Below are 20,108 nucleotides of genomic sequence, written 5' to 3'. Positions count from 1 at the left end.
GGACCCGGGCACCGCCCTGGACGGCCAGCGCGAGCGCGGCCGCGGCGTCTCGCGGTACGCGTTCGCGCGGCACCGCGGCGCGTTCGGCCGGCTGCTGCGTTCCGTGGAGAAGGGCGACCTGCCGGAGGGCTGTGGTTCGGCGGTGCTCATCGACCGGGCGGCGGCGGACGTGCTGCGGCGGGTCGACTTCGGCGACTGAGGCCCCGGTGACCGGACGGACTGCGGCGGGTGAGGGCGCGTACGCGTAATCTCGACAGCCGCAGACGGCGGTTCGAGCAGGCGGTAGAGAGATGGACTTCCCGGCACAGGACATTCCGGTGCAAGCGCACCCACACCCCCATGTCGGCTGGCCCGGCAACGAGTTGGAGGAGGTACTGGCCGCCTCCCTCGGAGCGGCGTCGCCTTCGGCGGGGGCCCGGATCGTGGAGGTCATGGGCCGCAGCTTCATCTGGGTGCCGCTGCCCGAAGGCGGCGGACCGCACAGCGGCCCGCTCGACCTGCCCACGATGGAGCTCGGCGGCCAGGCGTTCGTGCCGGTCTTCAGCTCGGCGCAGCAGTTCCGCCAGGTCGTCGGCGACCACATGTCGTACACGGTGGCGCCCGCCGTCGAGTTCGCGCGCGGTCTGCCGCCCCAGGTGGGCATCGTGGTGAACCCGGACGGCACGGTCGGGGTGCCGGTGCCGCCGCTCGCCGTGGCCGAGCTGTGCCGGGCCGGGCGTACCGAGCTGGACGGGTCGGCGAGCGGCGGCCGGGTGCGGCTCTTCCAGCCGGACTGGCAGCACGACCCGGTGGACTTCCTGGCCGCCGCCTCCGCGGAGTTCGCCGCGACCGGTGTCGTCCTGAGCGCCCGCCGCTGTCTGGCGAGCATCGAGGGCGCCGACCCCGTGATGTTCGTCGGCGTCGAGCTGGCCCACTGGCACGACGACGCCCGCACCCTCCCCCTGGACGCCTTGGGCCGCGCCCTCGGCCAGGTCCCCGTGCCCCACCCGGTGAACCTCGTCTTCCTGGACGTGGCCCAGGACCCGGTGGGCGACTGGCTCCGGGCCCAGGTGCGGCCCTTCTACACCCGGGCTCACTAGCTTTCGCCGCCCCACAAGGGCGCGCCCCGAAGGGGCGCGGGGCTGTGACACTTGCGGCTCCGCCGCGGGGCGCGCCCAGCCACACACAACCCGCAGGCGGCGAACAGCAGAAAGTCCCGAGCTCTCAACACCAAACCCAGCGGAGCGCAACGGTGCTGTCGGGATCGCCACTTAAGCTGGTTTCATGGCTCGGTCGGGGTGGTGCCATGTTCAAGCGAGCACGGCGCCCCGTCGAATGGATCTGTATGTCAGGGATGTCACGAAGGGGCGGTAGAAGGTGAGCGCGTCGGGCACGGCCGCGGCCGGGCAGGTCGAGCACATGCTGCGCCAAGTGACGCCCGGGCGTTACGACGCCTACGAGGCGCTGCTGCGCGCCCTCGCGACCCCGTCGTCCGGCCAGGTATGGATGCTGCTCTGGCACGGCCAGTCGGGCTCGCCCGACGCCCAGTACGGGAACATGGAGGTCGACGGCTTCGGCTACGCGCCCTGTGTGACCTCCGCCCAGGAGCTCTCGGCGAGCGGCTGGAACCGTTCGTACGAGGTGGTCGACGGGCTCGACGTGGCCCGCACCCTCTACCCCGACCACTACGGCCTGTGGCTGAACCCGCACGCGCCGGGCGGTGGCGTCGGCATCCCCTGGCTGGATCTGCGCCGTATCGCGACCGGCCTGGAGCGGCAGCCCGCGGGCCCGCTGCGGCTGTCCGAACCGGGCATCGAGATCCCGCAGTTCTACGCCCTGCTCACGCAGAACGCGCACCGGACCACCGCCGTCAGATCGCTCCGCCGCGCCTGGGTGCAGCCCGCGCTCGGGGCGCCGTACCTCGCCATCGGGCTCGACGTGTACGACACCAGCCCGCCCGCCGTGGACTCGGTGCGGGCGATGATGCAGCAGTCCATCGGTGCGGTGCCGGACGGCCTGCCGGTGTCGACGGTCGCGATGTCCGACGAGTACGACCCGGTGGCCCTGTGGCTGCGGATCAACGCGCGGCCGTTCTACGATCGTGAGGCCCACGCGGCGCCCGCCCAGGCGCCGGCGGCCGGCGGATACGGATTCCCGGGCACCTACTGAGACGAACCGAAGCACCTGAGACGATCGGGGCGAAGCGACCGGTCGAAGCGGCTGAGACGATTCGGGTCCGGTCGAGTCCAACCTGTGGAGCATCGGCTTCACCTCCCGCATCACCCACGGGCGGTATGTCCCGATCTACGCGGGTAAATGGGCTGCGAGGCCCCTTTCGTACCAAAACTCCCGCGTCCGACCCCCGTTACCCGGCGTTCGGATAACGGAACCCTCCTGACAGCATCACGTTTGCGCATCCATTCACCGTCAGGTCTGGCAACAGATCGCCGAGGCGTTGAAGACTCCCGGTCCAGGGGGTTTATCCCCCGTGTACGACGGACTGATCACGCCGCTACAGCGGCAAGTGTGGGCCGGCTACCGCCGGTTGAGAGGGGTCCCTGCCACGATGACGGCACCATTGCACGAGCCGACGGCCGAAGCCGCCCCGAGCGCGGCCGAGGAGGCGGCGCTCGTAGCCGGCTCCGCCGAGGCGAAGGCGGTACAGGGTCGTTCCCTCGGCCGCATCGCCTGGGAGCGCCTGAAGCGGGACAAGCTCGCCCTCACGGGCGGCGTCATCGTTCTCGTGCTGATCGCGATCGCGCTGCTCGCTCCCGTGATCACGAACCTGGTCGGGCAGGACCCCGAGTCACACCACGAGGACCTGATCGATCCGCTCTTCTCGACCCCCACCGGGTCCTTCGGTGGAATCAGCGGAGACCACCTTCTCGGCGTCGAACCGGTCAGCGGCCGCGACATCTTCGCCCGGATCGTCTACGGCGCCCGCATCTCGCTGCTCGTCGGCTTCCTGTCGGCCCTGGTGGCCGTGGTGCTCGGCACCGTGCTCGGCGTTCTCGCCGGCTACTTCGGCGGCTGGGTCGACGCCTTCATCAGCCGCGTGATGGACGGCCTGCTGGCCTTCCCGCAGCTGCTCTTCATCATCGCGCTGGTCTCGGTCATGCCGAACGAGATGCTGGGCCTGACGGGTACGGGCGTGCGCCTGTTCGTCATGATCCTGGTGATCGGATTCTTCGGCTGGCCCTATGTGGGACGCGTGGTGCGCGGTCAGACGCTGTCCCTGCGTGAGCGCGAGTACGTGGAGGCCGCGCGCAGCCTCGGGGCCGGGCGGTTCTACATCCTGTTCAAGGAGCTGCTGCCCAACCTCGTCGCGCCCATCATCGTGTACACGACGATGATGATCCCGACCAACATCCTCACCGAGGCGGCGCTCAGCTTCCTGGGCGTGGGCGTCAAGCCGCCCACCGCCTCCTGGGGACAGATGCTCTCCTCCGCGATCGACTACTACGACTCGGACCCCATGTACATGGTGATCCCGGGTGTAGCGATCTTCATCACCGTGCTCTCCTTCAACCTCTTCGGCGACGGCGTACGCGATGCGCTCGACCCGAAGGGTTCCCGCTGAACTGCCGTACCCCCAGGGCCCCGTCATCTGTCGACGGGCCGCTACATATCGGAGGATCCGAGTGAGTACCCAACGCACCACAGGGCGGCGCAAGCAGGCCGCGGCCGCCGCAGCCGTGGTCGCTGCGCTGCTGTCCACGGCGGCGTGCGGCGGCGGCGGCAACGACGACGACGGCGGCTCGAAGAACGGCGCGGCCGGCTTCAACGCAGCCAACAACAAGGTCGCCCAGGCCTCCCTCGCCAAGAAGGGCGGCGAGCTGAAGTTCGCAGGCGCCCAGGACGCCGACTCGTGGGACACCACGCGCGGCTACTACGGCTTCGCCTGGAACTTCATGCGGTACTACAGCCGCACGCTGGTGACCGGCAAGACGGAGCCCGGAGCCAAGGGCGCCGAGGTCACTCCGGACCTCGCCACCAGCACGGCGAAGATCTCCGACGACGGCAAGACCTACACGTACACGCTGCGTGACGGGGTCACCTGGGAGGATGGCAAGCCCATCACCTCCAAGGACGTCAAGTACGGCATCGAGCGCGTCTGGGCGCAGGACGTCCTGTCCGGCGGTCCGGTCTACCTGAAGGACGTGCTCGACCCCAAGGGCGAGTACAAGGGCCCGTACAAGGACACGTCCAAGGACAAGCTCGGTCTGAAGGCGATCGAGACGCCCGACGACAAGACCATCATCTTCAAGCTGCCCGAGGCCAACTCGGACTTCGAGGACATCCTCGGCCTGACCTCGGCTTCCCCGGTCCGCCAGGACAAGGACACCAAGTCGAAGTACGGCCTGAAGCCCTTCTCCTCCGGCCCGTACAAGTTCCAGTCGTACACGCCGAACAAGAAGCTGGTCCTGGTCCGCAACGAGAACTGGAAGCAGTCCTCGGACCCGGTCCGCAAGGCGTACCCGGACAAGATCTCGCTGACGCTGTTCACCAACGCCAATGACATGGACCAGCGTCTGATCAACGGCGACTACGACCTGGACATCGGCCAGACCGGTCTCTCCCCGCAGGGCCGCACCACCGCCCTGAAGCAGTACAAGGCAAACCTGGACAACCCGGTCTCCGGCTACATCCGCTACGCGGTCTTCCCGCAGAGCGTCAAGCCGTTCGACAACGTGAACTGCCGCAAGGCCGTGATCTACGGCGCCGACCACGAGTCGCTCCAGACCGCGCGCGGCGGCCCGGTCGCCGGCGGTGACATCGGCACCAACATGCTGCCGCCGTCCGTCCCCGGTTCCGAGGGCCAGAAGTACGACCCGTACGAGGCGGCCACGACGAACAAGAACGGCAACGTCGCCAAGGCCAAGGAAGCGCTGAAGGCCTGCGGCAAGCCGAACGGCTTCAAGACCACCATCGCGGTCCGTAACAACAAGCCGGTCGAGGTTGCCACCGCCGAGTCCCTCCAGGCCTCGCTGAAGAAGGTCGGCATCACCGTCGACATCGACCAGTTCGACGGTGCCCAGACCACCGGCATCATCGGTAGCCCCGAGAACGTGAAGAAGAAGGGCTACGGCATCATCATCATGGGCTGGGGTCCGGACTTCCCGACCGTCCAGGGCTACGGCATGCCGCTGTGGGACAGCAAGTACATCCTCGAGAGCGGCAACAACAACTTCGCCCTGATCAAGGACAAGTCGATCGACAGTCTCTTCGACGACTACGTCAAGGAGCTCGACGAGGCGAAGAAGGTCGAGATCTCCACGAAGATCAACCACAAGGTCTCGGAGGGCGCGTACTACCTGCCCTTCGTCTTCGAGAAGTTCATCAACTGGCGCTCCAGCCGTCTCGCGAACGTCTACACGACCGACAACTACAGCGGTCAGTACGACTTCGTGAACCTCGGCCTCAAGAAGTAACACCGACCGGCGCACCCGCCATACGGCACGAAAGGCAGGTGAAGGCCGGCGCGGCGTGACCCGCGGGCCACCGGAAGACCTCCGGTGGCCCGCGGCACCGCCGCCGGGCCGAGAGCAGTGCTCGCATACCTCATCAGGCGGCTCTTCGCCGCCGCAGTGATGCTGGTGGTCATCATTCTGGTGGTCTTCGGCATCTTCTTCCTCGTCCCCCGCTGGGCGGGCGTGGACCCGGCCACGATGTTCGTGGGCAAGCAGGCCGACCCCGCGGCGATCGAGGCCGTGCGGCAGAAGCTCGGTCTGGCAGACCCGATCTTCGCCCAGGTCTGGGAGTTCTTCAAAGGCCTCTTCGTCGGGCGCACCTACGCGGCCGGCGGCGACGTGACGAACTGCGCGGCGCCCTGCTTCGGCTACTCCTTCCGCAATGAGCAGGCCATCTGGCCGGTGCTCACCGACCGCTTCCCAGTGACCCTGGCTCTCGCGCTCGGTGCCGCCTTCCTGTGGCTGATCTTCGGTGTCGCGGCGGGTGTGCTCTCCGCACTCAAGCGCGGTTCCCTCTGGGACCGTGGCGCGATGATCGTCGCCCTTGGCGGTGTCTCGCTCCCCATCTACTTCACCGGCCTGCTGTCGCTCGCGATCTTCAGTTACGGACTCGGCTGGATCGACGCCCAGTACGTACCCATCGAGGAGAGCTTCACCGGCTGGTTCGGCGGCATGATCCTGCCCTGGGTCACGCTCGCCTTCCTCTACGCGGCGATGTACGCCCGGATCACCAGAGCCACCATGCTGGAGGTCCTGGGCGAGGACTACATCCGCACCGCCCGCGCCAAGGGCCTCACCGAACCCGTCGTCATCGGCAAGCACGCGATGCGGTCCACCATGACGCCGATCCTCACCATGCTCGGCATGGACCTCGGCGCCCTGATCGGCGGCGCGATCCTCACCGAGACCACGTTCAGCCTTCCCGGCCTCGGGCAGGCGGTTCTCAAGGCGATCAGCGACAAGGACCTGCCCGTCATCCTGGGCGTCACGCTGATCACCTCGCTCGCGGTGATCGTCGCGAACCTCCTGGTGGACCTGCTGTACGCCGTGATCGACCCCCGCGTGAGGCTCTCATGACCGAACTCAGCAAGAGCGGAGCAGCGGTGGGCGAGCCCGTCAAGGACTCGCCCACCCCTTCCGCCTTCCTCGAAGTCCGCGACCTGAAGGTGCACTTCCCGACCGACGACGGCCTGGTCAAGTCCGTCGACGGGCTCAGCTTCACGCTGGAGAAGGGCAAGACCCTCGGCATCGTGGGCGAGTCGGGCTCCGGCAAGTCGGTGACCTCGCTCGGCATCATGGGCCTGCACACCGCGGGCCAGTACGGCAAGCGCAAGGCGCAGATCTCCGGCGAGATCTGGCTCGACGGCACGGAACTGCTCTCCGCCGACCCCGACTACGTGCGCAAGCTGCGTGGCCGTGAGATGGCGATGATCTTCCAGGACCCGCTGTCGGCGCTGCACCCGTACTACACGATCGGCCAGCAGATCGTGGAGGCGTACCGGATCCACCACAAGGTCGACAAGAAGGTGGCACGCAGGCGCGCCATCGAGATGCTCGACCGGGTCGGCATCCCCCAGCCGGACAAGCGGGTCGACAGCTATCCGCACGAGTTCTCCGGCGGTATGCGCCAGCGCGCGATGATCGCGATGTCGCTGGTCAACAACCCCGAGCTGCTGATCGCGGACGAGCCGACGACCGCCCTGGACGTGACCGTCCAGGCGCAGATCCTCGACCTCATCCGGGACCTGCAGCAGGAGTTCGGCTCCGCGGTCATCATCATCACCCACGACCTGGGCGTCGTCGCCGAGCTCTCCGACGACATCCTGGTGATGTACGGCGGCCGTTGCATCGAGCGGGGCCCGGCCGAGAAGGTCTTCTACGAGCCCAGGCACCCCTACACCTGGGGCCTGCTCGGCTCCATGCCGCGCCTGGACCGTGAGCAGACCGAGCGGCTGATCCCGGTCAAGGGCTCCCCGCCCTCGCTGATCAACATCCCGTCGGGCTGCGCCTTCAACCCGCGCTGCTCGTACGCGGACGTCCCCAAGGACAACGTCACCCGCACGGTCCGCCCCGAGCTGACCGAGGTCGGCAGCCAGCACTGGGCCGCCTGCCACATGACGCATGAGCAGCGGGAACGGATCTGGACCGAAGAGATTGCGCCGAAGCTGTGAGTGACAAAGCAGAGGACAAACCCGTGGCCATCCCCGCGCAGAGCGACGGCACGGCGACTCTCACCAAGGACGTCGCCCCCGGCGAGACGCTCCTGAAGGTGACCGGCCTGCAGAAGCACTTCCCGATCCGCAAGGGCCTGCTCCAGCGGCAGGTCGGCGCGGTGCGGGCGGTCGACGGCATCGACTTCGAGGTCAGGTCCGGCGAGACGCTGGGTGTCGTGGGCGAGTCGGGCTGCGGCAAGTCGACGATGGGCCGGCTGATCACGCGGCTGCTCGAACCGACCGCGGGCAAGGTCGAGTTCGAGGGCAAGGACATCACGCACCTCAGCGTCGCCGGCATGCGCCCGATGCGCCGTGACGTCCAGATGATCTTCCAGGACCCGTACTCGTCGCTGAACCCGCGCCACACGATCGGCACGATCATCAGCGCCCCCTTCAAGCTCCAGGGCGTCATGCCCGAGGGCGGCATCAAGAAGGAGGTCCAGCGGCTGCTGTCGGTGGTCGGTCTCAACCCCGAGCACTACAACCGCTACCCGCACGAGTTCTCCGGCGGCCAGCGCCAGCGCATCGGCATCGCCCGCGCGCTCGCGCTCAACCCGAAGATGGTCGTGGCGGACGAGCCGGTCTCCGCGCTCGACGTGTCGATCCAGGCGCAGGTGGTGAACCTGCTGGACGACCTCCAGCAGGAGCTCGGCCTCACGTACGTGATCATCGCGCACGACCTGTCCGTCGTACGCCATGTCTCGGACCGTATCGCCGTGATGTACCTCGGCAAGATCGTCGAGCTGGCCGACCGCGAGTCGCTGTACAAGGCGCCGATGCACCCGTACACCAAGGCTCTGATGTCGGCGGTGCCGATCCCGGACCCCCGGCGCAAGTCGGCCAAGAGCGAGCGCATCCTGCTCAAGGGCGATGTGCCCTCGCCGATCTCGCCGCCGAGCGGGTGCCGCTTCCACACGCGGTGCTGGAAGGCCACGCAGATCTGCACGACGACCGAGCCGCCGCTCCTGGAGCTGAAGCCCGGTCAGCAGGTGGCCTGCCACCACCCGGAGAACTTCGAGGACCAGGCCCCGCAGGACACCGTGCTGCTGACCGCCGCCAAGGAGGCGGCGGAGCTGGTGGCCGACGAGGTGCTCGCGGAGTCCGCGGCGACGTCGGCGGCGGTCGCGGCCGAGGTGGCGGCCGCCACGGAGACGCCGGCTGCCAAGGAGTCCCCGGTGGTTTCCAAGGAGGCTTCGGCTTCCGCGGAGGCACCCGCGGTCTCCAAGGAGGCACCGGCGAAGGACGCTGCCGGCGAGGCCGCTCCCGAGGCCGACGAAGCCTCCGAGGGTGACGCTCCCGCCAAGGAGTAGTAAGTATCACTGAGCCCCTGCCTTGCAATGGAAGGCAGGGGCTCAGTGCTGGGCGAGAATGTTCGGGTGATCCAGGAACTCTTCACCCCGTCCGTCCAGCACACACTCGACCTGGTCGGCATCTTCGTCTTCGCGATCTCAGGTGCCCTGCTGGCCGTCCGCAAGAACTTCGACGTCTTCGGCATCGCGGTCCTCGCCGAGGTCACCGCGCTGGGCGGCGGGCTGTTCCGGGACCTGGTCATCGGAGCCGTGCCGCCCGCGGCCTTCACGGATCTGGGGTACTTCCTCACTCCGCTGCTCGCCGCCCTGCTGGTCTTCTTCCTCCACCCCGAGGTGGAGCGGATCCAGCTCGGCGTGAACATCTTCGACGCGGCCGGACTCGGCCTCTTCTGCGTCGCGGGCACGACGAAGGCGTACGAGTACGGGCTCGGCCTCACCGCCTCGGCGACCCTCGGACTCGCGACCGCGGTCGGCGGCGGAGTGCTGCGGGACGTCCTCGCCAACGAGGTCCCCTCGCTGCTGCGCTGGGACCGCGACCTCTACGCCGTGCCCGCCATCGTCGGCAGCACGATGGTCGCCCTGTGCATCCGCTACGACGCCCTGAACACCTTCACCTCCGCGCTCGCCGTCGTCACGACCCTCATGCTGCGGCTGCTCGCGATGCGGTACCACTGGCGCGCGCCCCGGGCGTGGCACCGGCGCTCGACGGCGGTCGAGGTGGCGGAGTGAGCCGGAGTGAGGTGGAGCGAGCCGGAGTGAGGCGGGCCACGGGGCGTTTCACGTGATCGAAACAGAAAAAGCTACTGCTTAGTAATCACCTGTTGTACCGTTCAGGTATGTCAGAAGCAGCTTCCGTGCACGCGGTACGGGCCAGGATCGGCGACAGCGAGTTCGACCGCGACACCGCGGTCACCCGTCGCGCACCCGGCGTCTACGACATCGACCTGTCCGCCGGGTGGACGATCATCAGCGCCGTCAACGGCGGCTACCTGCTCGCCGTCCTGGGCCGCGCGCTCGCCGACGCCCTGCCGCACGCCGACCCGTTCACGATCTCCGCGCACTACCTCACCGCGTCCCAGCCGGGCCCGGCGGTCGTCCGCACCGACGTCGTACGCACCGGCCGCACCCTCTCCACCGGCCAGGCGTCCCTGTTCCAGTACGACGACCAGGGCCGCGAGGTCGAGCGGATCCGCGTACTCGCCTCCTACGGGGACCTCGACGGCCTGCCCGACGACGTCCGTACGACGGCCCGGCCGCCCGCGATTCCGCCCATGGACCAGTGCTTCGGACCCGAGGACGGACCCGCCCCCGTCTCCGGCAGCTCCGCCATCGCCGACCGGCTGATGCTCAAGCTCGACCCCGCCACCCTGGGCTGGGCCCTCGGATCGCCGTCCGGCAAGGGCGAGATGCGCTCCTGGTTCGGCCTCGCCGACGGCCGCGATCCGGACCCCCTCTCGCTGCTCCTCGCGGTGGACGCGCTGCCGCCGACCGCCTTCGAACTCGGCCTGTCAGGCTGGGTGCCGACCGTCGAGCTGACCGTGCACGTGCGCTGCCGCCCGGCGCCGGGTCCCCTCCGCGTCTCCATCACCACCCGCAACCTCGCCGGCGGCTTCCTGGAGGAGGACGCCGAGGTCTGGGACAGCGAGGACCGCCTCGTCGCCCAGTCGCGTCAGCTGGCAAGGGTGCGGCTCGGCTGATCCGTACGCGGTCGGCTGTTTCCTGTCTTCTGTCACGGACCTGTACCAGTGAAGAAGTTGGGTCGGCCGGATGTAAGTGCAGGTCAGGGCGGGTCTGTTGAGGCGGTCTTTGCGTTGGCCACAGGCGGGCCACAGCGCGGGCCCAAGCTGGGCCCAGGGGCGGTTGGTTGCATGCGGCTCTCGGATTCCGCTCATCCAAACGGGAGTTGCCCTCATGAAGCCTGTCCGCATGACGCGCGTACGTCACGTCCCCGCCATCGCCCTGCTGGCGCTGTCGCCGCTCCTGCTGACGGCCTGCGGCTCTGGCGACTCCTCGTCGTCCTCGGGCAACGGCAACGGCAACGGCGGCTCGGGGCAGCAGAGTTGCCAGGTGCCGTCGGGCGCGCCGAGTGGTGCCCCGTCGGGGATGCCGAGCGGAGCGCCGTCCGGGGCGCCTTCGGGAGCACCCTCGGGGGCGCCGTCCGGTGCCGCCACGGGGAAGGCCCCGTCGGGCGCTCCCTCGGGGATGCCGTCGGGAGCGCCCGGCGGCGGTCCCGGTGGCGGGCAGGGCGGCGGCCCGGGCGGAGGCTGCGGGACCGGCGGCCAGCAGGGTCAGGGGCAGCAGACCCAGGGCTGATCCGCTCGCGGCCGGTGGTGAAGGGCGCGAAGGGCGCGTACGGCACTGTCGTACGCGCCCTTCGCGCGTTCGGGCCGAGTCGTATCGCGGGGTGTCAGCCCAGCCAGTGGTGGCGGCCGATGCTGATCAGCCGCATCCGGCGGGTGGCCACCCGGGCCACCTGGTCCTGCTCCTCGGGGGCGGCCTCCAGGAACGTGCTGGCGGTCATCAGCATCTGGTCGACGTACAGGCCGGCGAGCATCAGCAGGTCGTCGTCGCTCCAGCCGGCGGACTCGGGCTGCTTGGCCAGCTCGGCCTTCACCTCGTCGGCGAACCGGGCCATCTGCTCGGCGATCGCGGACCGGACCTTCTGTACGCCGCCGTTGCGCTCGCGGGCGATGAACCGGATGTGCGCCGGGTGCTCGCGCACATGACGGGCGATCAGGGCGACGGCGCGGTCTATGCGTTCGTCGCTGTCGCCGGACGCCGACACCGTGCCGGCGATCATCGGGTGCAGGCTGCCCAGCGCCTCCTCGACCAGGGCGACTCCGAGATCCGCGGTCGAGTGGAAGTGCCGGTAGAAGGCGGTCGGGGCGACACCGACGGCCCGGGTGACCTCGCGCAGGCCCAGGCTGCTGAGGCTCTGCTCCTCCAGCAGGCTCAACGCGGCGTCCAGAAACGCCTGTCGGGTCTTCTGCTTCTGGGCCTGCCGGATGCCGAGGGTGTGACTCATGCCATGTAGTTAACAACTGTTCTCTGTAATGGGAAAGTCGTACGGCGCGCTAGACTACGGAGTCAGTGAACAACTGTAACCACAAGCGTTCACCGAGTTGTCGAGTCCCGGAAACATCCGGGGGCATCCGGACCGTACGGAGCTGTGCGGACCGGACACGGCGGCTCGCCGGACTCACCACGAGAGGCATCTCATGCTGTTCCTCGTCGCAGCGCTCCTGCTGCTGGGCCTCATGCTCGGCACCGTGGCCCACGCCCCGCTGTCCTTCACCCTCGTCGCCGCCGCCGTCATCGGTGTGTGGCTGGCCGTCTTCGCGGTCCGAGAGCGCCACGGCCGGCGCCGCCGGACGTCGAGCTGAATCGGCCGAACCCCTCAACCACCCACGTTCACCAGACTGTTCGACTGCCTGTTGGGAGCAGACACATGGAACTCACCACCGCCGCCCCGCGGCGCCGGAGCACCGTCCGTGACGCCGACGGCATGGCCGTCGCGTCGTTCATCCTCGGTCTCGTCGGCCTGCTGGCCCTGAACATCTTCCTCGGCCCCATCTCCATCGCCCTCGCCTCGGCGGCCCTCTACCGCGGCACCGCCCGTCGCGGCCGCGCCTTCCTCGGCCTCGGCCTCGGAATCGCCGACCTCCTGGTCCTGCTGGCGTTCATGTCGGCGGACAGCACGTTGTCCTGGAGCTTCTGAGGCCGACGCCGGCGCCGGGGGTGCCCTCGTTGCAGGGCGCGCGACCGGCTGCCGTCGCTGCCTCTGTGGGCAGGCGTTCCGCAGGGCGGAACGGGTGGGCACAGCCTCCGGCTCCGGGTGCCTGGTCAAGAGGGGCTGGGAGCGAGCCCCGGTAGGGCACCCTCGGCGTGGGCCCTGCAAACAACCCCCGCCCGACCAGCCCATCAGACAGCGGGCCCTAGAATCGGGCCTACCATGGCATACCTCGACCACGCCGCGACCACCCCGATGCTCCCGGAGGCGGTCGAGGCAATGACCGCGCAGTTCTCCGTCACCGGCAACGCATCCTCCCTGCACGCCGCCGGCCGCCGCGCCCGCCGGACGGTCGAGGAAGGCCGCGAAACCCTCGCGGACGCCCTGGGCGCCCGCCCGAGCGAGGTGGTCTTCACCTCCGGCGGCACCGAGGCCGACAACCTCGCGGTGAAGGGCCTGTACTGGTCCCGCCGCGACGCCGACCCGGCCCGCACCCGGGTCCTCGCGAGCCCCGTGGAGCACCACGCCGTCCTCGACGCGGTCCACTGGCTGGGCGAGCACGAGGGCGCCACGGTCGAGTACCTCCCCGTGGACCGGTACGGCCGCGTCGACCCCGAGGCGCTCCGCGAGGCCATCGCGCGCAACCCCGACGACGTCGCCCTCGCGACCGTCATGTGGGCGAACAACGAGATCGGCACGGTCATGCCGGTCCGCGAACTGGCCGACGTGGCAGGGGAGTTCGAGATCCCGCTGCACGCCGACGCCGTCCAGGCCTTCGGCCAGGTCCCCGTCGACTTCGGCACCTCGGGCCTCGCCGCGATGACCGTCTCGGGCCACAAGATCGGCGGCCCGTACGGCATCGGGGCGCTGCTGCTGGGCCGTGAGTACAGCCCCGTACCGGTCCTGCACGGCGGGGGCCAGGAGCGGCACGTACGCTCCGGCACCCTGGACGTGCCGGCCGTCGCCGCGTTCGCCGTGGCGGGCCGGACCGCCGCCGAGCAGCGCGAGTGGTTCGTCCGCGAGATCGGCGGGCTGCGCGACGGCCTGGTCGACGCCGTGCTCCAGGCAGTGCCGGACGCGATTCTCGGCGGCGACCCGGCGAGCGGGGGCCGACTGCCGGCCAACGCCCACTTCACGTTCCCAGGCTGCGAGGGGGACTCGCTGCTCCTGCTGCTCGACGCGCAGGGCATCGAGTGCTCCACGGGCTCCGCGTGCACGGCGGGCGTGGCCCAGCCGAGCCACGTACTCCTCGCCACGGGCACCGACCCCGACCTCGCCCGCGGCACGCTCCGTTTCTCCCTCGGCCACACCTCGACGGAGACGGACGTCGAGGCGGTCGCGAAGGCGATCGGGCCGGCGGTGGAGAGGGCCCGGACGGCGGGGCTGAGCTAGGCGCTCAGCCGGATGTGCGGTTCTTGGCGCGGGCCGTTCGTAGCTGCGGGCAGGTGGGAGCTGAGCGCGCAGTTCCCCGCGCCCCAGAAAGGGCACGACGCCGGCCGTCACGCGCCGCGCGTGGAGGGCTCCGCCGACGGGGACGGGGAGGCCGACCGCTCGGCTGCCTCGCGCACCAGGGGTATGTAGCGGTCCCAGTCCCAGTGCGGGCCCGGGTCCGTGTGGTCCGTGCCCGGTACCTCGACGTGGCCGATGATGTGCTTCCGGTCGACCGGGATGTCGTACCGGGCGCAGATGCGGGCCGTCAGACGGGCCGAGGCCTCGTACATCGCGTCCGTGAAGTCCTTCGGGCGGTCCACGAAGCCCTCGTGCTCGATGCCGACGCTCCGCTCGTTGAAATCGCGGTTGCCCGCGTGGAAGGCGACGTCCAGCTCGCGGATCATCTGTGTGACGCGGCCGTCCTGGCGGACGATGTAGTGCGTGGCGGCGCCGTGCGCGGGGTTCTGGAAGACCTTCACCGCGCTCGCGTAACTGCCCTGCGTGACATGGATGATCACGCGGTCTATGCCGAAGTCGTCGGGCCGGTCGGCCATACGCCAGTTCGACGAGGACGCCGCCACCCAGCGCGCTCCCCTGAAGTCGACCTCACCCTCCTTGCGCGGCTTGTCCACGCTCGGCAGCCGCCACCACATGCGTCTCAAGTCGTCCTGGGCCAGCACGGCGGTGCCCACGGCGGCCACGGCCCCGCCGATGAGCAGCGCACGGCGTCCGATCCGCCGGTCCGTGTCCTTCGCCGTGTCCCCACCCTGATCGTGCATGTCTAGTCGAACGGATACTCGTGGGCTCCGGTTCCCACGGACCCGTACCCTGGAAGGGTTATGACTGAGACCTCGCAGCGCCCCCTTCGCGTACTGGCCGCCATGTCCGGTGGTGTGGACTCCGCCGTCGCCGCCGCCCGTGCCGCGGAAGCAGGGCATGACGTGACCGGAGTCCACCTCGCCCTTTCGGCGAACCCGCAATCGTTCCGCACGGGCGCGCGTGGCTGTTGCACCATCGAGGATTCGCGCGACGCCCGCCGAGCCGCGGACGTCATCGGCATCCCGTTCTACGTGTGGGACCTCGCCGAGCGCTTCCGCGAGGACGTGGTCGAGGACTTCGTCGCCGAGTACGAGGCCGGCCGCACCCCGAACCCCTGCCTGCGCTGCAACGAGAAGATCAAGTTCGCGGCCCTGCTCGACAAGGCCCTCGCCCTCGGCTTCGACGCGGTCTGCACGGGCCACTATGCCCAGGTGATCGTGCGCGAGGACGGCACGCGCGAGCTGCACCGCGCTTCCGACATGGCCAAGGACCAGTCGTACGTCCTCGGTGTGCTGGATGACCGTCAGCTCGCGCACGCGCTCTTCCCGCTCGGCGACACGGTCACCACGAAGGGCGAGATCCGCGAGGAGGCCGAGCGCCGGGGCCTCGCCGTCGCCAAGAAGCCGGACTCGCACGACATCTGCTTCATCGCCGACGGCGACACCCAGGGCTTCCTCGCGAACCGCCTGGGCAAGGCGGAGGGTGACATCGTCGACGAGTCCGGCACGGTTCTCGGCAGCCACGAGGGCGCGTTCGGCTTCACGATCGGCCAGCGCAAGGGCCTGCGCATCGGCACCCCGGCCCCCGACGGCAAGCCGCGCTATGTCCTGGACATCTCGCCCGTGGACAACACCGTGACGGTCGGCCCGGCGGCCGCCCTGGACGTCTCAGCCCTGACGGCCGTCAAGCCCCGCTGGTGCGGTGCCGCTCCGGCCGGCCCGGGCACGTACACGGCCCAGCTCCGCGCCCACGGCGGCGAGACCACGGTCACCGCCGAACTCGTCGACGGCGAACTCCAGGTCCGCTTCGCCGAGCCCGTCCGCGGCGTCGCCCCCGGCCAGGCGATCGTCCTCTACGACGACACGCGTGTGGTGGGCTCGGCGACGATCGCGACGACTACGCGCGCGGCGACCGCGGGCGTTTAGTCGATTCCTGCAACTGGACGTCGACCGCGACCGCGATGCGAGGCGGCGGGTTCACTCCTGGGTGACGACGTCCACTTCGTAGAAGCACACGTGGTCCTTGATCTCGGCGACCTCCGGCTTCGGATCGGGGTATGTCCAGACAAGGTCGGGGGCGTCCGGCAGCGACCAGTAGGACGCGTCGCCCTTGAACGGACAGTGGGTGCGGGTCTCCGACGGGGTCAGCAGATCGAGGCGTACGTCCTCCGGGGGGAGGTAGTAGCGCACGGGCAGGCCCGTCTCGCGCAGCAACAGGGGGCGGGTGCTCTCCGCGATCACCTGCCCGCCATGCACGACGCGGACGTGCTCGGTGCCCTGCTCGACGGTGATGCGATGGCCTTGGGTCACGGCTGTTCGGCCTCCTCGGGTAGCGGTCTCGTCCGGTACAGCGCAGGCTGCTGTCGTGTTCTTCCGTTGCCGAGACCGTAATCAGGTCTCGGCATTCCGGACGTTCCCGCCCGGAAGGTCCGTCTCGTCACCAGAGTGTGAGGGCTTCGGCTTGAGTACGGTCTCTCGCTTCCGTCTGCCGCTGGTGCGGCAGGGTTGCGCCACCTGCCCGCCCCGCCTCCGCCTTGCGGCGGGGGCGGGTGGTGCGGGTCTTCTGGTCGGCTCCACGAGGCTTCGACACCGCTTGGGTGTCCTGGTCTCCGGCCACTCCGGTACCAGTTGTTGCGGCTGCCGCGAGCGCGGCGAGGTTGAGTGCGGCGTTGTCGTCCCGGTCGATGACCAGGCCACAGGCGTCGCACTGGTAGGTCCTCACGTGCAGCGGCAGTTTGGTTTTCACCGCGCCGCACCCGGAACAGGTCTTCGAGGAGGGGTACCAGCGGTCCGCCGTGATGGTGCGGGTGGCGTGGCGCCGGCGGGTCTTGTAGGTGAGCTGGCGGCGGATCTCCCCGAACCCGGCGTCGGCCATCCTTCGCGCGAGACGCCGGTTGCGGAGCATCCCGGCGACGTGGAGGTCTTCGGCCACGACCGTGCCGTACTCGGCCGCCACGGCGGTGGTGAGCTTGTGCAGGGCGTCCGCGCGGAGGTTGGCCACCCGGTGATGCACCTTGTTGCGGGCGGCGTTGGCCTTCTCCCACCGCTTCGACGGCTTCTGCCCGGTCCGCCGGTCGGGGCCCTGGCGTCGGGAGACGACGCGGGAGGCGCGGCGCAGCTGCTTGCGTGCCCGGTCGTAGTGCCCGGGATTGGCGATGGTGCGGATCTCGCCGGTGCTGTCGGCCATGACCGCGAGGGTCTTCACCCCCAGGTCGATCCCGACCGCCACGTCCGGCCGCGCCACGCGTTCGAGGTCCCGCTCGGCCTCGGCCGGGAACGAGACGAACCAGCGTCCGCGCTCGTGCCGCACGGTCGCGGACAGGATCCGGGCCGTCCCGGCCTGGACGCGGGCGAGGAGCTTCACCGTGGGCTCGTGGGTGCGGATCGTGCCCAGCCGGGGCAGGGTGACGTGACGGCCGTCCGCCTCGACGCGGATCACGCCGGTGGTGAACCGGCAGGCAAGGCGCGCCGTGCGCTTCGACTTGAACCGCGGCGCACCCATCCGCTTGCCGCGCCGTTTGCCGTTCCTGGACTTCGCATAGTTGTCGAACGCGGCCGACGCGTTCGCCAGGCCCGTGGAGTACGCCTCCTTGGAGTTCTCCTCCCACCAGGGGGCGAACCTCGGATCGGTGTGCTTGGCCTCGTTGAACGCCTTCCGCAGCGCGGGCAGCGACCACGGCCGCCACTGCGTCAGCCCGGCCTCGCCGATGCCGTAGGGCTCCTCCGCGCGGCGCTGCCACCAGGAGGCGGTCACCCAGCCGACGGCCCAGTTGTAGGCGGCACGCGCCGCGCCGCAGTGCGAGCGCAGAGCATGCTCCTGGGTGGCGTTCGGGTCCAGTGCGAAGCGGTACGCCTGCACCACGACCCCGGGCTGCGGCTGGAACTTCTTCACTCGGCGGCCTCGCCGGTCGCTACGGCCACCGCGCGGGCGGCCCGGTTCTTCGCTGCCTGCCGCCCGTACAGGCCGGCGCACATGGAGGTGAGCGCCTCGGTGATGTCGCGTACCAGGTCATCGGCGGTCTCGGTGGGGTCGAGGACGACCAGGCGCCGCCCGGACGCGGCCAGGACGGCCTCCAGGTGCTCGACGCCGAACCGGGCCAGCCGGTCGCGGTGCTCGACCACGATCACCGCCGTCTGCGGGTCGGACAGCAGCCGGTGCAGCTTGCGGCGCCGCCCGTTCAACCCGGATCCCACCTCGGTGACGACCTCAGCGACGGCCAGGCCCAGCCCGTTCGCGCCGGACACGACCCGGGCGGCCTGCCGCTCAAGATCGGCTTTCTGGTCAACGGACGACACGCGGCAGTACGCCACCACACGCCCGGACGGCTGGACAGCGACCTCGTCGACCAACCACGTCCCGGACGGCGCCTGGTGAACGGGAACGGGCATCTTCCCGTCCTTCACCCACCGCCAGGCGGTCTGGTAGCTCACGCCCTGCTGACGGGCCCACTCCGAAAGCTTCACAAGACCAACATACGTGAGACACGCGACTAGGTATGACTATGAATGACTAGAAAATCTGTAGCAGCTTTCACCCCCCGGCGGAGGTCCTCATGGGAGCCACGAACCCCGAACGCGACCGCAAGGCTCTCGCCCACCAGGCGCGCTACGCCCTGCGGCATCCCGGAAGACTGCCCGCACACGCGCGCAGGGCCGCCCGTGACGCCTGGCTGCGGCTCCGGTACGGCCGCGACCACATCGCGTACTACCGGGCTGTGATGGCCTCCGACGCCGCGCGCTCCACCGAGGCGGCGGTGGGACACAACCCGTCCCGCGACCGGTGGACCCAGATCGGCCGGATGCAGTTCGACTATTTGGTGCGGCACGGGCTGAAGCCGGAGCACCAGATGCTGGAGATCGGCTGCGGGAACCTGCGCGCCGGGCGGCTGTTCATCGACTACCTGGAGAGTGGCCACTACTACGGGATCGACATCTCGCCGGACATCCTCATCGCGGCCCAGGACACCCTCGTACGGGAGGGCCTGCAGGACCGGCTGCCGCATCTGACGCTCACCGACGACCTGACGTTCGCGTTCCTGCCTGACGCGCACTTCGACGTGGTGCACGCGCACAGCGTGTTCTCGCACTCGCCGCCGCACGTCATCGAGGAGTGCTTCGCGCACGTCGGCCGGATCCTCGCCCCCGGCGGCTTCTTCGACTTCACCTTCGACCGGACCGAGGGCAGGGAACACCAGGTCCTGCACGAGGACTTCTACTACCGCACGGAGACCCTCGTCGGGCTCGCCGCGACCCACGGCCTGTCAGCCCGCTTCCTGGAGGACTGGGAGACACTGCCGCACCGCCAGTCGAAGATGCGCGTGACCGTGGCCGCACTGTCGGAGGCGGACCGTACCGTGGACGCATGAACATCTGCGTCTTCCTCTCCGCCGCCGACCTCGACGAGCGCTACACCCGCCCCGCCCGCGAGTTCGCCGAACTGCTCGGCAAGGGCGGGCACACGCTGGTGTGGGGCGGTTCGGACGTCGGGCTCATGAAGGTGGTCGCCGACGGCGTGCAGGAGGCCGGAGGGCGGCTGCTGGGCGTCTCCGTGGAGTTCCTGGCGGCCAAGGCGCGTGCGGGCGCCGACGAGATGGTCATCGCGAGGGACCTCGCCGAGCGCAAGGCGCTGCTCATGGAGAAGGCCGACGCCGTCGTGATCATGGTCGGTGGCACGGGCACGCTCGACGAGGCGACGGAGATCCTGGAGCTGAAGAAGCACGGGCACACCGACAAGCCGGTCGTCCTGCTCAACACCGCGGGCTTCTACGACGGCCTGAAGGAGCAGTTCCGCCGCATGGAGGACGAGGGCTTCCTTCCGCTGCCCCTCACGGAGCTCGTGTTCTTCGCCGAGGAGCCCGTCGGGGCGCTGGCCTACCTGGAGGAGAGCCGGGGCACGCAGTGAGCCGTCGGCAGCGGCTGTAGGGCCCGGCGGGGGA

The 20,108-nt window shown here is 69.7% G+C and carries 21 protein-coding genes and 1 pseudogene; 17 read left to right on the top strand and 5 right to left on the bottom strand.

The window, feature by feature from the left end; translation table 11 throughout:
* The 11 genes and pseudogenes from O3Q52_RS10135 to O3Q52_RS10085 all read left to right on the top strand — a co-directional run.
* Positions 1 to 199, top strand: a pseudogene (locus O3Q52_RS10135) (ATP-binding protein); the annotation flags it as partial.
* A 91-nt stretch (positions 200 to 290) separates the two neighbouring features.
* Complete coding sequence (locus O3Q52_RS10130; protein ID WP_269648485.1) at positions 291 to 1,079, top strand: enhanced serine sensitivity protein SseB; 789 nt, start codon at positions 291 to 293, stop codon at positions 1,077 to 1,079.
* A 277-nt stretch (positions 1,080 to 1,356) separates the two neighbouring features.
* Positions 1,357 to 2,148, top strand: a complete 792-nt coding sequence (locus O3Q52_RS10125; protein WP_055614841.1) for an enhanced serine sensitivity protein SseB C-terminal domain-containing protein — start codon at positions 1,357 to 1,359, stop codon at positions 2,146 to 2,148.
* Between the two features lie 397 nt (positions 2,149 to 2,545).
* The gene (locus tag O3Q52_RS10120) at positions 2,546 to 3,559 is read left to right on the top strand and encodes an ABC transporter permease (protein ID WP_055614840.1); all 1,014 of its coding nucleotides are present in this window, start codon (positions 2,546 to 2,548) and stop codon (positions 3,557 to 3,559) included.
* Positions 3,560 to 3,620: 61 nt separating this feature from the next.
* On the top strand, positions 3,621 to 5,411 hold the full coding sequence (locus O3Q52_RS10115) for an ABC transporter substrate-binding protein (RefSeq protein ID WP_269648484.1): 1,791 nt from the start codon (positions 3,621 to 3,623) through the stop codon (positions 5,409 to 5,411).
* 117 nt (positions 5,412 to 5,528) lie between these two features.
* Positions 5,529 to 6,527 carry an ABC transporter permease gene (locus tag O3Q52_RS10110; protein ID WP_055614848.1) on the top strand — a complete coding sequence of 333 codons (999 nt, stop codon included), beginning with the start codon at positions 5,529 to 5,531 and terminating at the stop codon, positions 6,525 to 6,527.
* Positions 6,524 to 7,621 (top strand): ABC transporter ATP-binding protein, encoded by a 1,098-nt coding sequence (locus tag O3Q52_RS10105; RefSeq protein WP_269648483.1) that lies wholly within the window; start codon positions 6,524 to 6,526, stop codon positions 7,619 to 7,621. Before O3Q52_RS10110 ends, O3Q52_RS10105 begins: the two co-directional genes overlap by 4 nt.
* 23 nt (positions 7,622 to 7,644) lie before the next feature.
* Entirely contained in the window at positions 7,645 to 8,973 is a 1,329-nt protein-coding gene (locus O3Q52_RS10100; RefSeq protein ID WP_269648481.1) for an ABC transporter ATP-binding protein, read from the top strand.
* Positions 8,974 to 9,039: 66 nt separating this feature from the next.
* Positions 9,040 to 9,702: a trimeric intracellular cation channel family protein gene (locus O3Q52_RS10095; protein ID WP_269648480.1), complete on the top strand. Its 663-nt coding sequence runs from the start codon at positions 9,040 to 9,042 to the stop codon at positions 9,700 to 9,702.
* 107 nt (positions 9,703 to 9,809) lie between these two features.
* Positions 9,810 to 10,670 carry a thioesterase family protein gene (locus O3Q52_RS10090; RefSeq protein ID WP_269648479.1) on the top strand — a complete coding sequence of 287 codons (861 nt, stop codon included), beginning with the start codon at positions 9,810 to 9,812 and terminating at the stop codon, positions 10,668 to 10,670.
* A gap of 229 nt (positions 10,671 to 10,899) precedes the next feature.
* Positions 10,900 to 11,286: a hypothetical protein gene (locus tag O3Q52_RS10085; RefSeq protein WP_269648478.1), complete on the top strand. Its 387-nt coding sequence runs from the start codon at positions 10,900 to 10,902 to the stop codon at positions 11,284 to 11,286.
* Positions 11,287 to 11,380: 94 nt separating this feature from the next.
* On the opposite strand, the gene O3Q52_RS10080 is transcribed toward O3Q52_RS10085, so the two are convergent.
* Positions 11,381 to 11,998: a TetR family transcriptional regulator gene (locus O3Q52_RS10080; protein WP_269648477.1), complete on the bottom strand. Its 618-nt coding sequence runs from the start codon at positions 11,996 to 11,998 to the stop codon at positions 11,381 to 11,383.
* A gap of 193 nt (positions 11,999 to 12,191) precedes the next feature.
* Between O3Q52_RS10080 and O3Q52_RS10075 the strand changes: the two genes are divergently transcribed.
* From O3Q52_RS10075 to O3Q52_RS10065, 3 genes are all read left to right on the top strand, one after another.
* Positions 12,192 to 12,356 (top strand): hypothetical protein, encoded by a 165-nt coding sequence (locus O3Q52_RS10075; RefSeq protein WP_269648476.1) that lies wholly within the window; start codon positions 12,192 to 12,194, stop codon positions 12,354 to 12,356.
* A 65-nt stretch (positions 12,357 to 12,421) separates the two neighbouring features.
* The gene (locus O3Q52_RS10070; protein WP_269648475.1) at positions 12,422 to 12,691 is read left to right on the top strand and encodes a DUF4190 domain-containing protein; all 270 of its coding nucleotides are present in this window, start codon (positions 12,422 to 12,424) and stop codon (positions 12,689 to 12,691) included.
* 234 nt (positions 12,692 to 12,925) lie between these two features.
* Positions 12,926 to 14,095 (top strand): cysteine desulfurase family protein, encoded by a 1,170-nt coding sequence (locus tag O3Q52_RS10065; protein WP_269648474.1) that lies wholly within the window; start codon positions 12,926 to 12,928, stop codon positions 14,093 to 14,095.
* A gap of 107 nt (positions 14,096 to 14,202) precedes the next feature.
* Here the strand turns inward: O3Q52_RS10065 and O3Q52_RS10060 are convergent, their stop codons facing one another.
* Positions 14,203 to 14,913, bottom strand: a complete 711-nt coding sequence (locus O3Q52_RS10060; RefSeq protein ID WP_269648473.1) for an N-acetylmuramoyl-L-alanine amidase — start codon at positions 14,911 to 14,913, stop codon at positions 14,203 to 14,205.
* 60 nt (positions 14,914 to 14,973) lie between these two features.
* Here O3Q52_RS10060 and mnmA point away from each other — a divergent pair, with 60 nt between their 5' ends.
* A complete protein-coding gene (mnmA, locus tag O3Q52_RS10055) occupies positions 14,974 to 16,098 on the top strand; it encodes a tRNA 2-thiouridine(34) synthase MnmA (RefSeq protein ID WP_269648471.1) in 1,125 nt (374 codons plus the stop codon).
* 51 nt (positions 16,099 to 16,149) lie between these two features.
* Here the strand turns inward: mnmA and O3Q52_RS10050 are convergent, their stop codons facing one another.
* From O3Q52_RS10050 to O3Q52_RS10040, 3 genes are all read right to left on the bottom strand, one after another.
* Complete coding sequence (locus tag O3Q52_RS10050; protein WP_269648470.1) at positions 16,150 to 16,482, bottom strand: DUF427 domain-containing protein; 333 nt, start codon at positions 16,480 to 16,482, stop codon at positions 16,150 to 16,152.
* A gap of 127 nt (positions 16,483 to 16,609) precedes the next feature.
* On the bottom strand, positions 16,610 to 18,064 hold the full coding sequence (gene tnpB / locus O3Q52_RS10045; RefSeq protein ID WP_269648469.1) for an IS607 family element RNA-guided endonuclease TnpB: 1,455 nt from the start codon (positions 18,062 to 18,064) through the stop codon (positions 16,610 to 16,612).
* On the bottom strand, positions 18,061 to 18,636 hold the full coding sequence (locus O3Q52_RS10040; protein ID WP_269648467.1) for an IS607 family transposase: 576 nt from the start codon (positions 18,634 to 18,636) through the stop codon (positions 18,061 to 18,063). Before O3Q52_RS10040 ends, tnpB begins: the two co-directional genes overlap by 4 nt.
* A gap of 89 nt (positions 18,637 to 18,725) precedes the next feature.
* Here O3Q52_RS10040 and O3Q52_RS10035 point away from each other — a divergent pair, with 89 nt between their 5' ends.
* Together O3Q52_RS10035 and O3Q52_RS10030 are read left to right on the top strand one after the other, a co-directional pair.
* On the top strand, positions 18,726 to 19,538 hold the full coding sequence (locus O3Q52_RS10035; protein ID WP_269648466.1) for a class I SAM-dependent methyltransferase: 813 nt from the start codon (positions 18,726 to 18,728) through the stop codon (positions 19,536 to 19,538).
* Positions 19,535 to 20,074 carry a TIGR00730 family Rossman fold protein gene (locus O3Q52_RS10030; protein WP_269648465.1) on the top strand — a complete coding sequence of 180 codons (540 nt, stop codon included), beginning with the start codon at positions 19,535 to 19,537 and terminating at the stop codon, positions 20,072 to 20,074. The genes O3Q52_RS10035 and O3Q52_RS10030 overlap by 4 nt, the downstream gene beginning before the upstream one ends.
* Positions 20,075 to 20,108: the final 34 nt, after the last annotated feature.

Origin of the sequence: Streptomyces sp. ActVer, assembly GCF_027270795.1 — a bacterium.
Lineage (GTDB): Bacteria > Actinomycetota > Actinomycetes > Streptomycetales > Streptomycetaceae > Streptomyces > Streptomyces umbrinus_A.
The sequence above is the reverse complement of the archived record's forward strand: the minus strand, read 5'-3'. Positions and strand labels throughout refer to the sequence as shown.

Coding starts and splice junctions, on each gene's coding strand:
- O3Q52_RS10060 (WP_269648473.1), bottom strand. CDS start 14,913: ATGCACGATCAGGGTGGGGACACGGCGAAGGACACGGACCGGCGGATC.
- O3Q52_RS10085 (WP_269648478.1), top strand. CDS start 10,900: ATGACGCGCGTACGTCACGTCCCCGCCATCGCCCTGCTGGCGCTGTCG.
- O3Q52_RS10105 (WP_269648483.1), top strand. CDS start 6,524: ATGACCGAACTCAGCAAGAGCGGAGCAGCGGTGGGCGAGCCCGTCAAG.
- O3Q52_RS10130 (WP_269648485.1), top strand. CDS start 291: ATGGACTTCCCGGCACAGGACATTCCGGTGCAAGCGCACCCACACCCC.
- O3Q52_RS10090 (WP_269648479.1), top strand. CDS start 9,810: ATGTCAGAAGCAGCTTCCGTGCACGCGGTACGGGCCAGGATCGGCGAC.
- O3Q52_RS10035 (WP_269648466.1), top strand. CDS start 18,726: ATGGGAGCCACGAACCCCGAACGCGACCGCAAGGCTCTCGCCCACCAG.
- O3Q52_RS10080 (WP_269648477.1), bottom strand. CDS start 11,998: ATGAGTCACACCCTCGGCATCCGGCAGGCCCAGAAGCAGAAGACCCGA.
- O3Q52_RS10030 (WP_269648465.1), top strand. CDS start 19,535: ATGAACATCTGCGTCTTCCTCTCCGCCGCCGACCTCGACGAGCGCTAC.
- O3Q52_RS10075 (WP_269648476.1), top strand. CDS start 12,192: ATGCTGTTCCTCGTCGCAGCGCTCCTGCTGCTGGGCCTCATGCTCGGC.
- O3Q52_RS10120 (WP_055614840.1), top strand. CDS start 2,546: ATGACGGCACCATTGCACGAGCCGACGGCCGAAGCCGCCCCGAGCGCG.
- mnmA (WP_269648471.1), top strand. CDS start 14,974: ATGACTGAGACCTCGCAGCGCCCCCTTCGCGTACTGGCCGCCATGTCC.
- O3Q52_RS10065 (WP_269648474.1), top strand. CDS start 12,926: ATGGCATACCTCGACCACGCCGCGACCACCCCGATGCTCCCGGAGGCG.
- O3Q52_RS10070 (WP_269648475.1), top strand. CDS start 12,422: ATGGAACTCACCACCGCCGCCCCGCGGCGCCGGAGCACCGTCCGTGAC.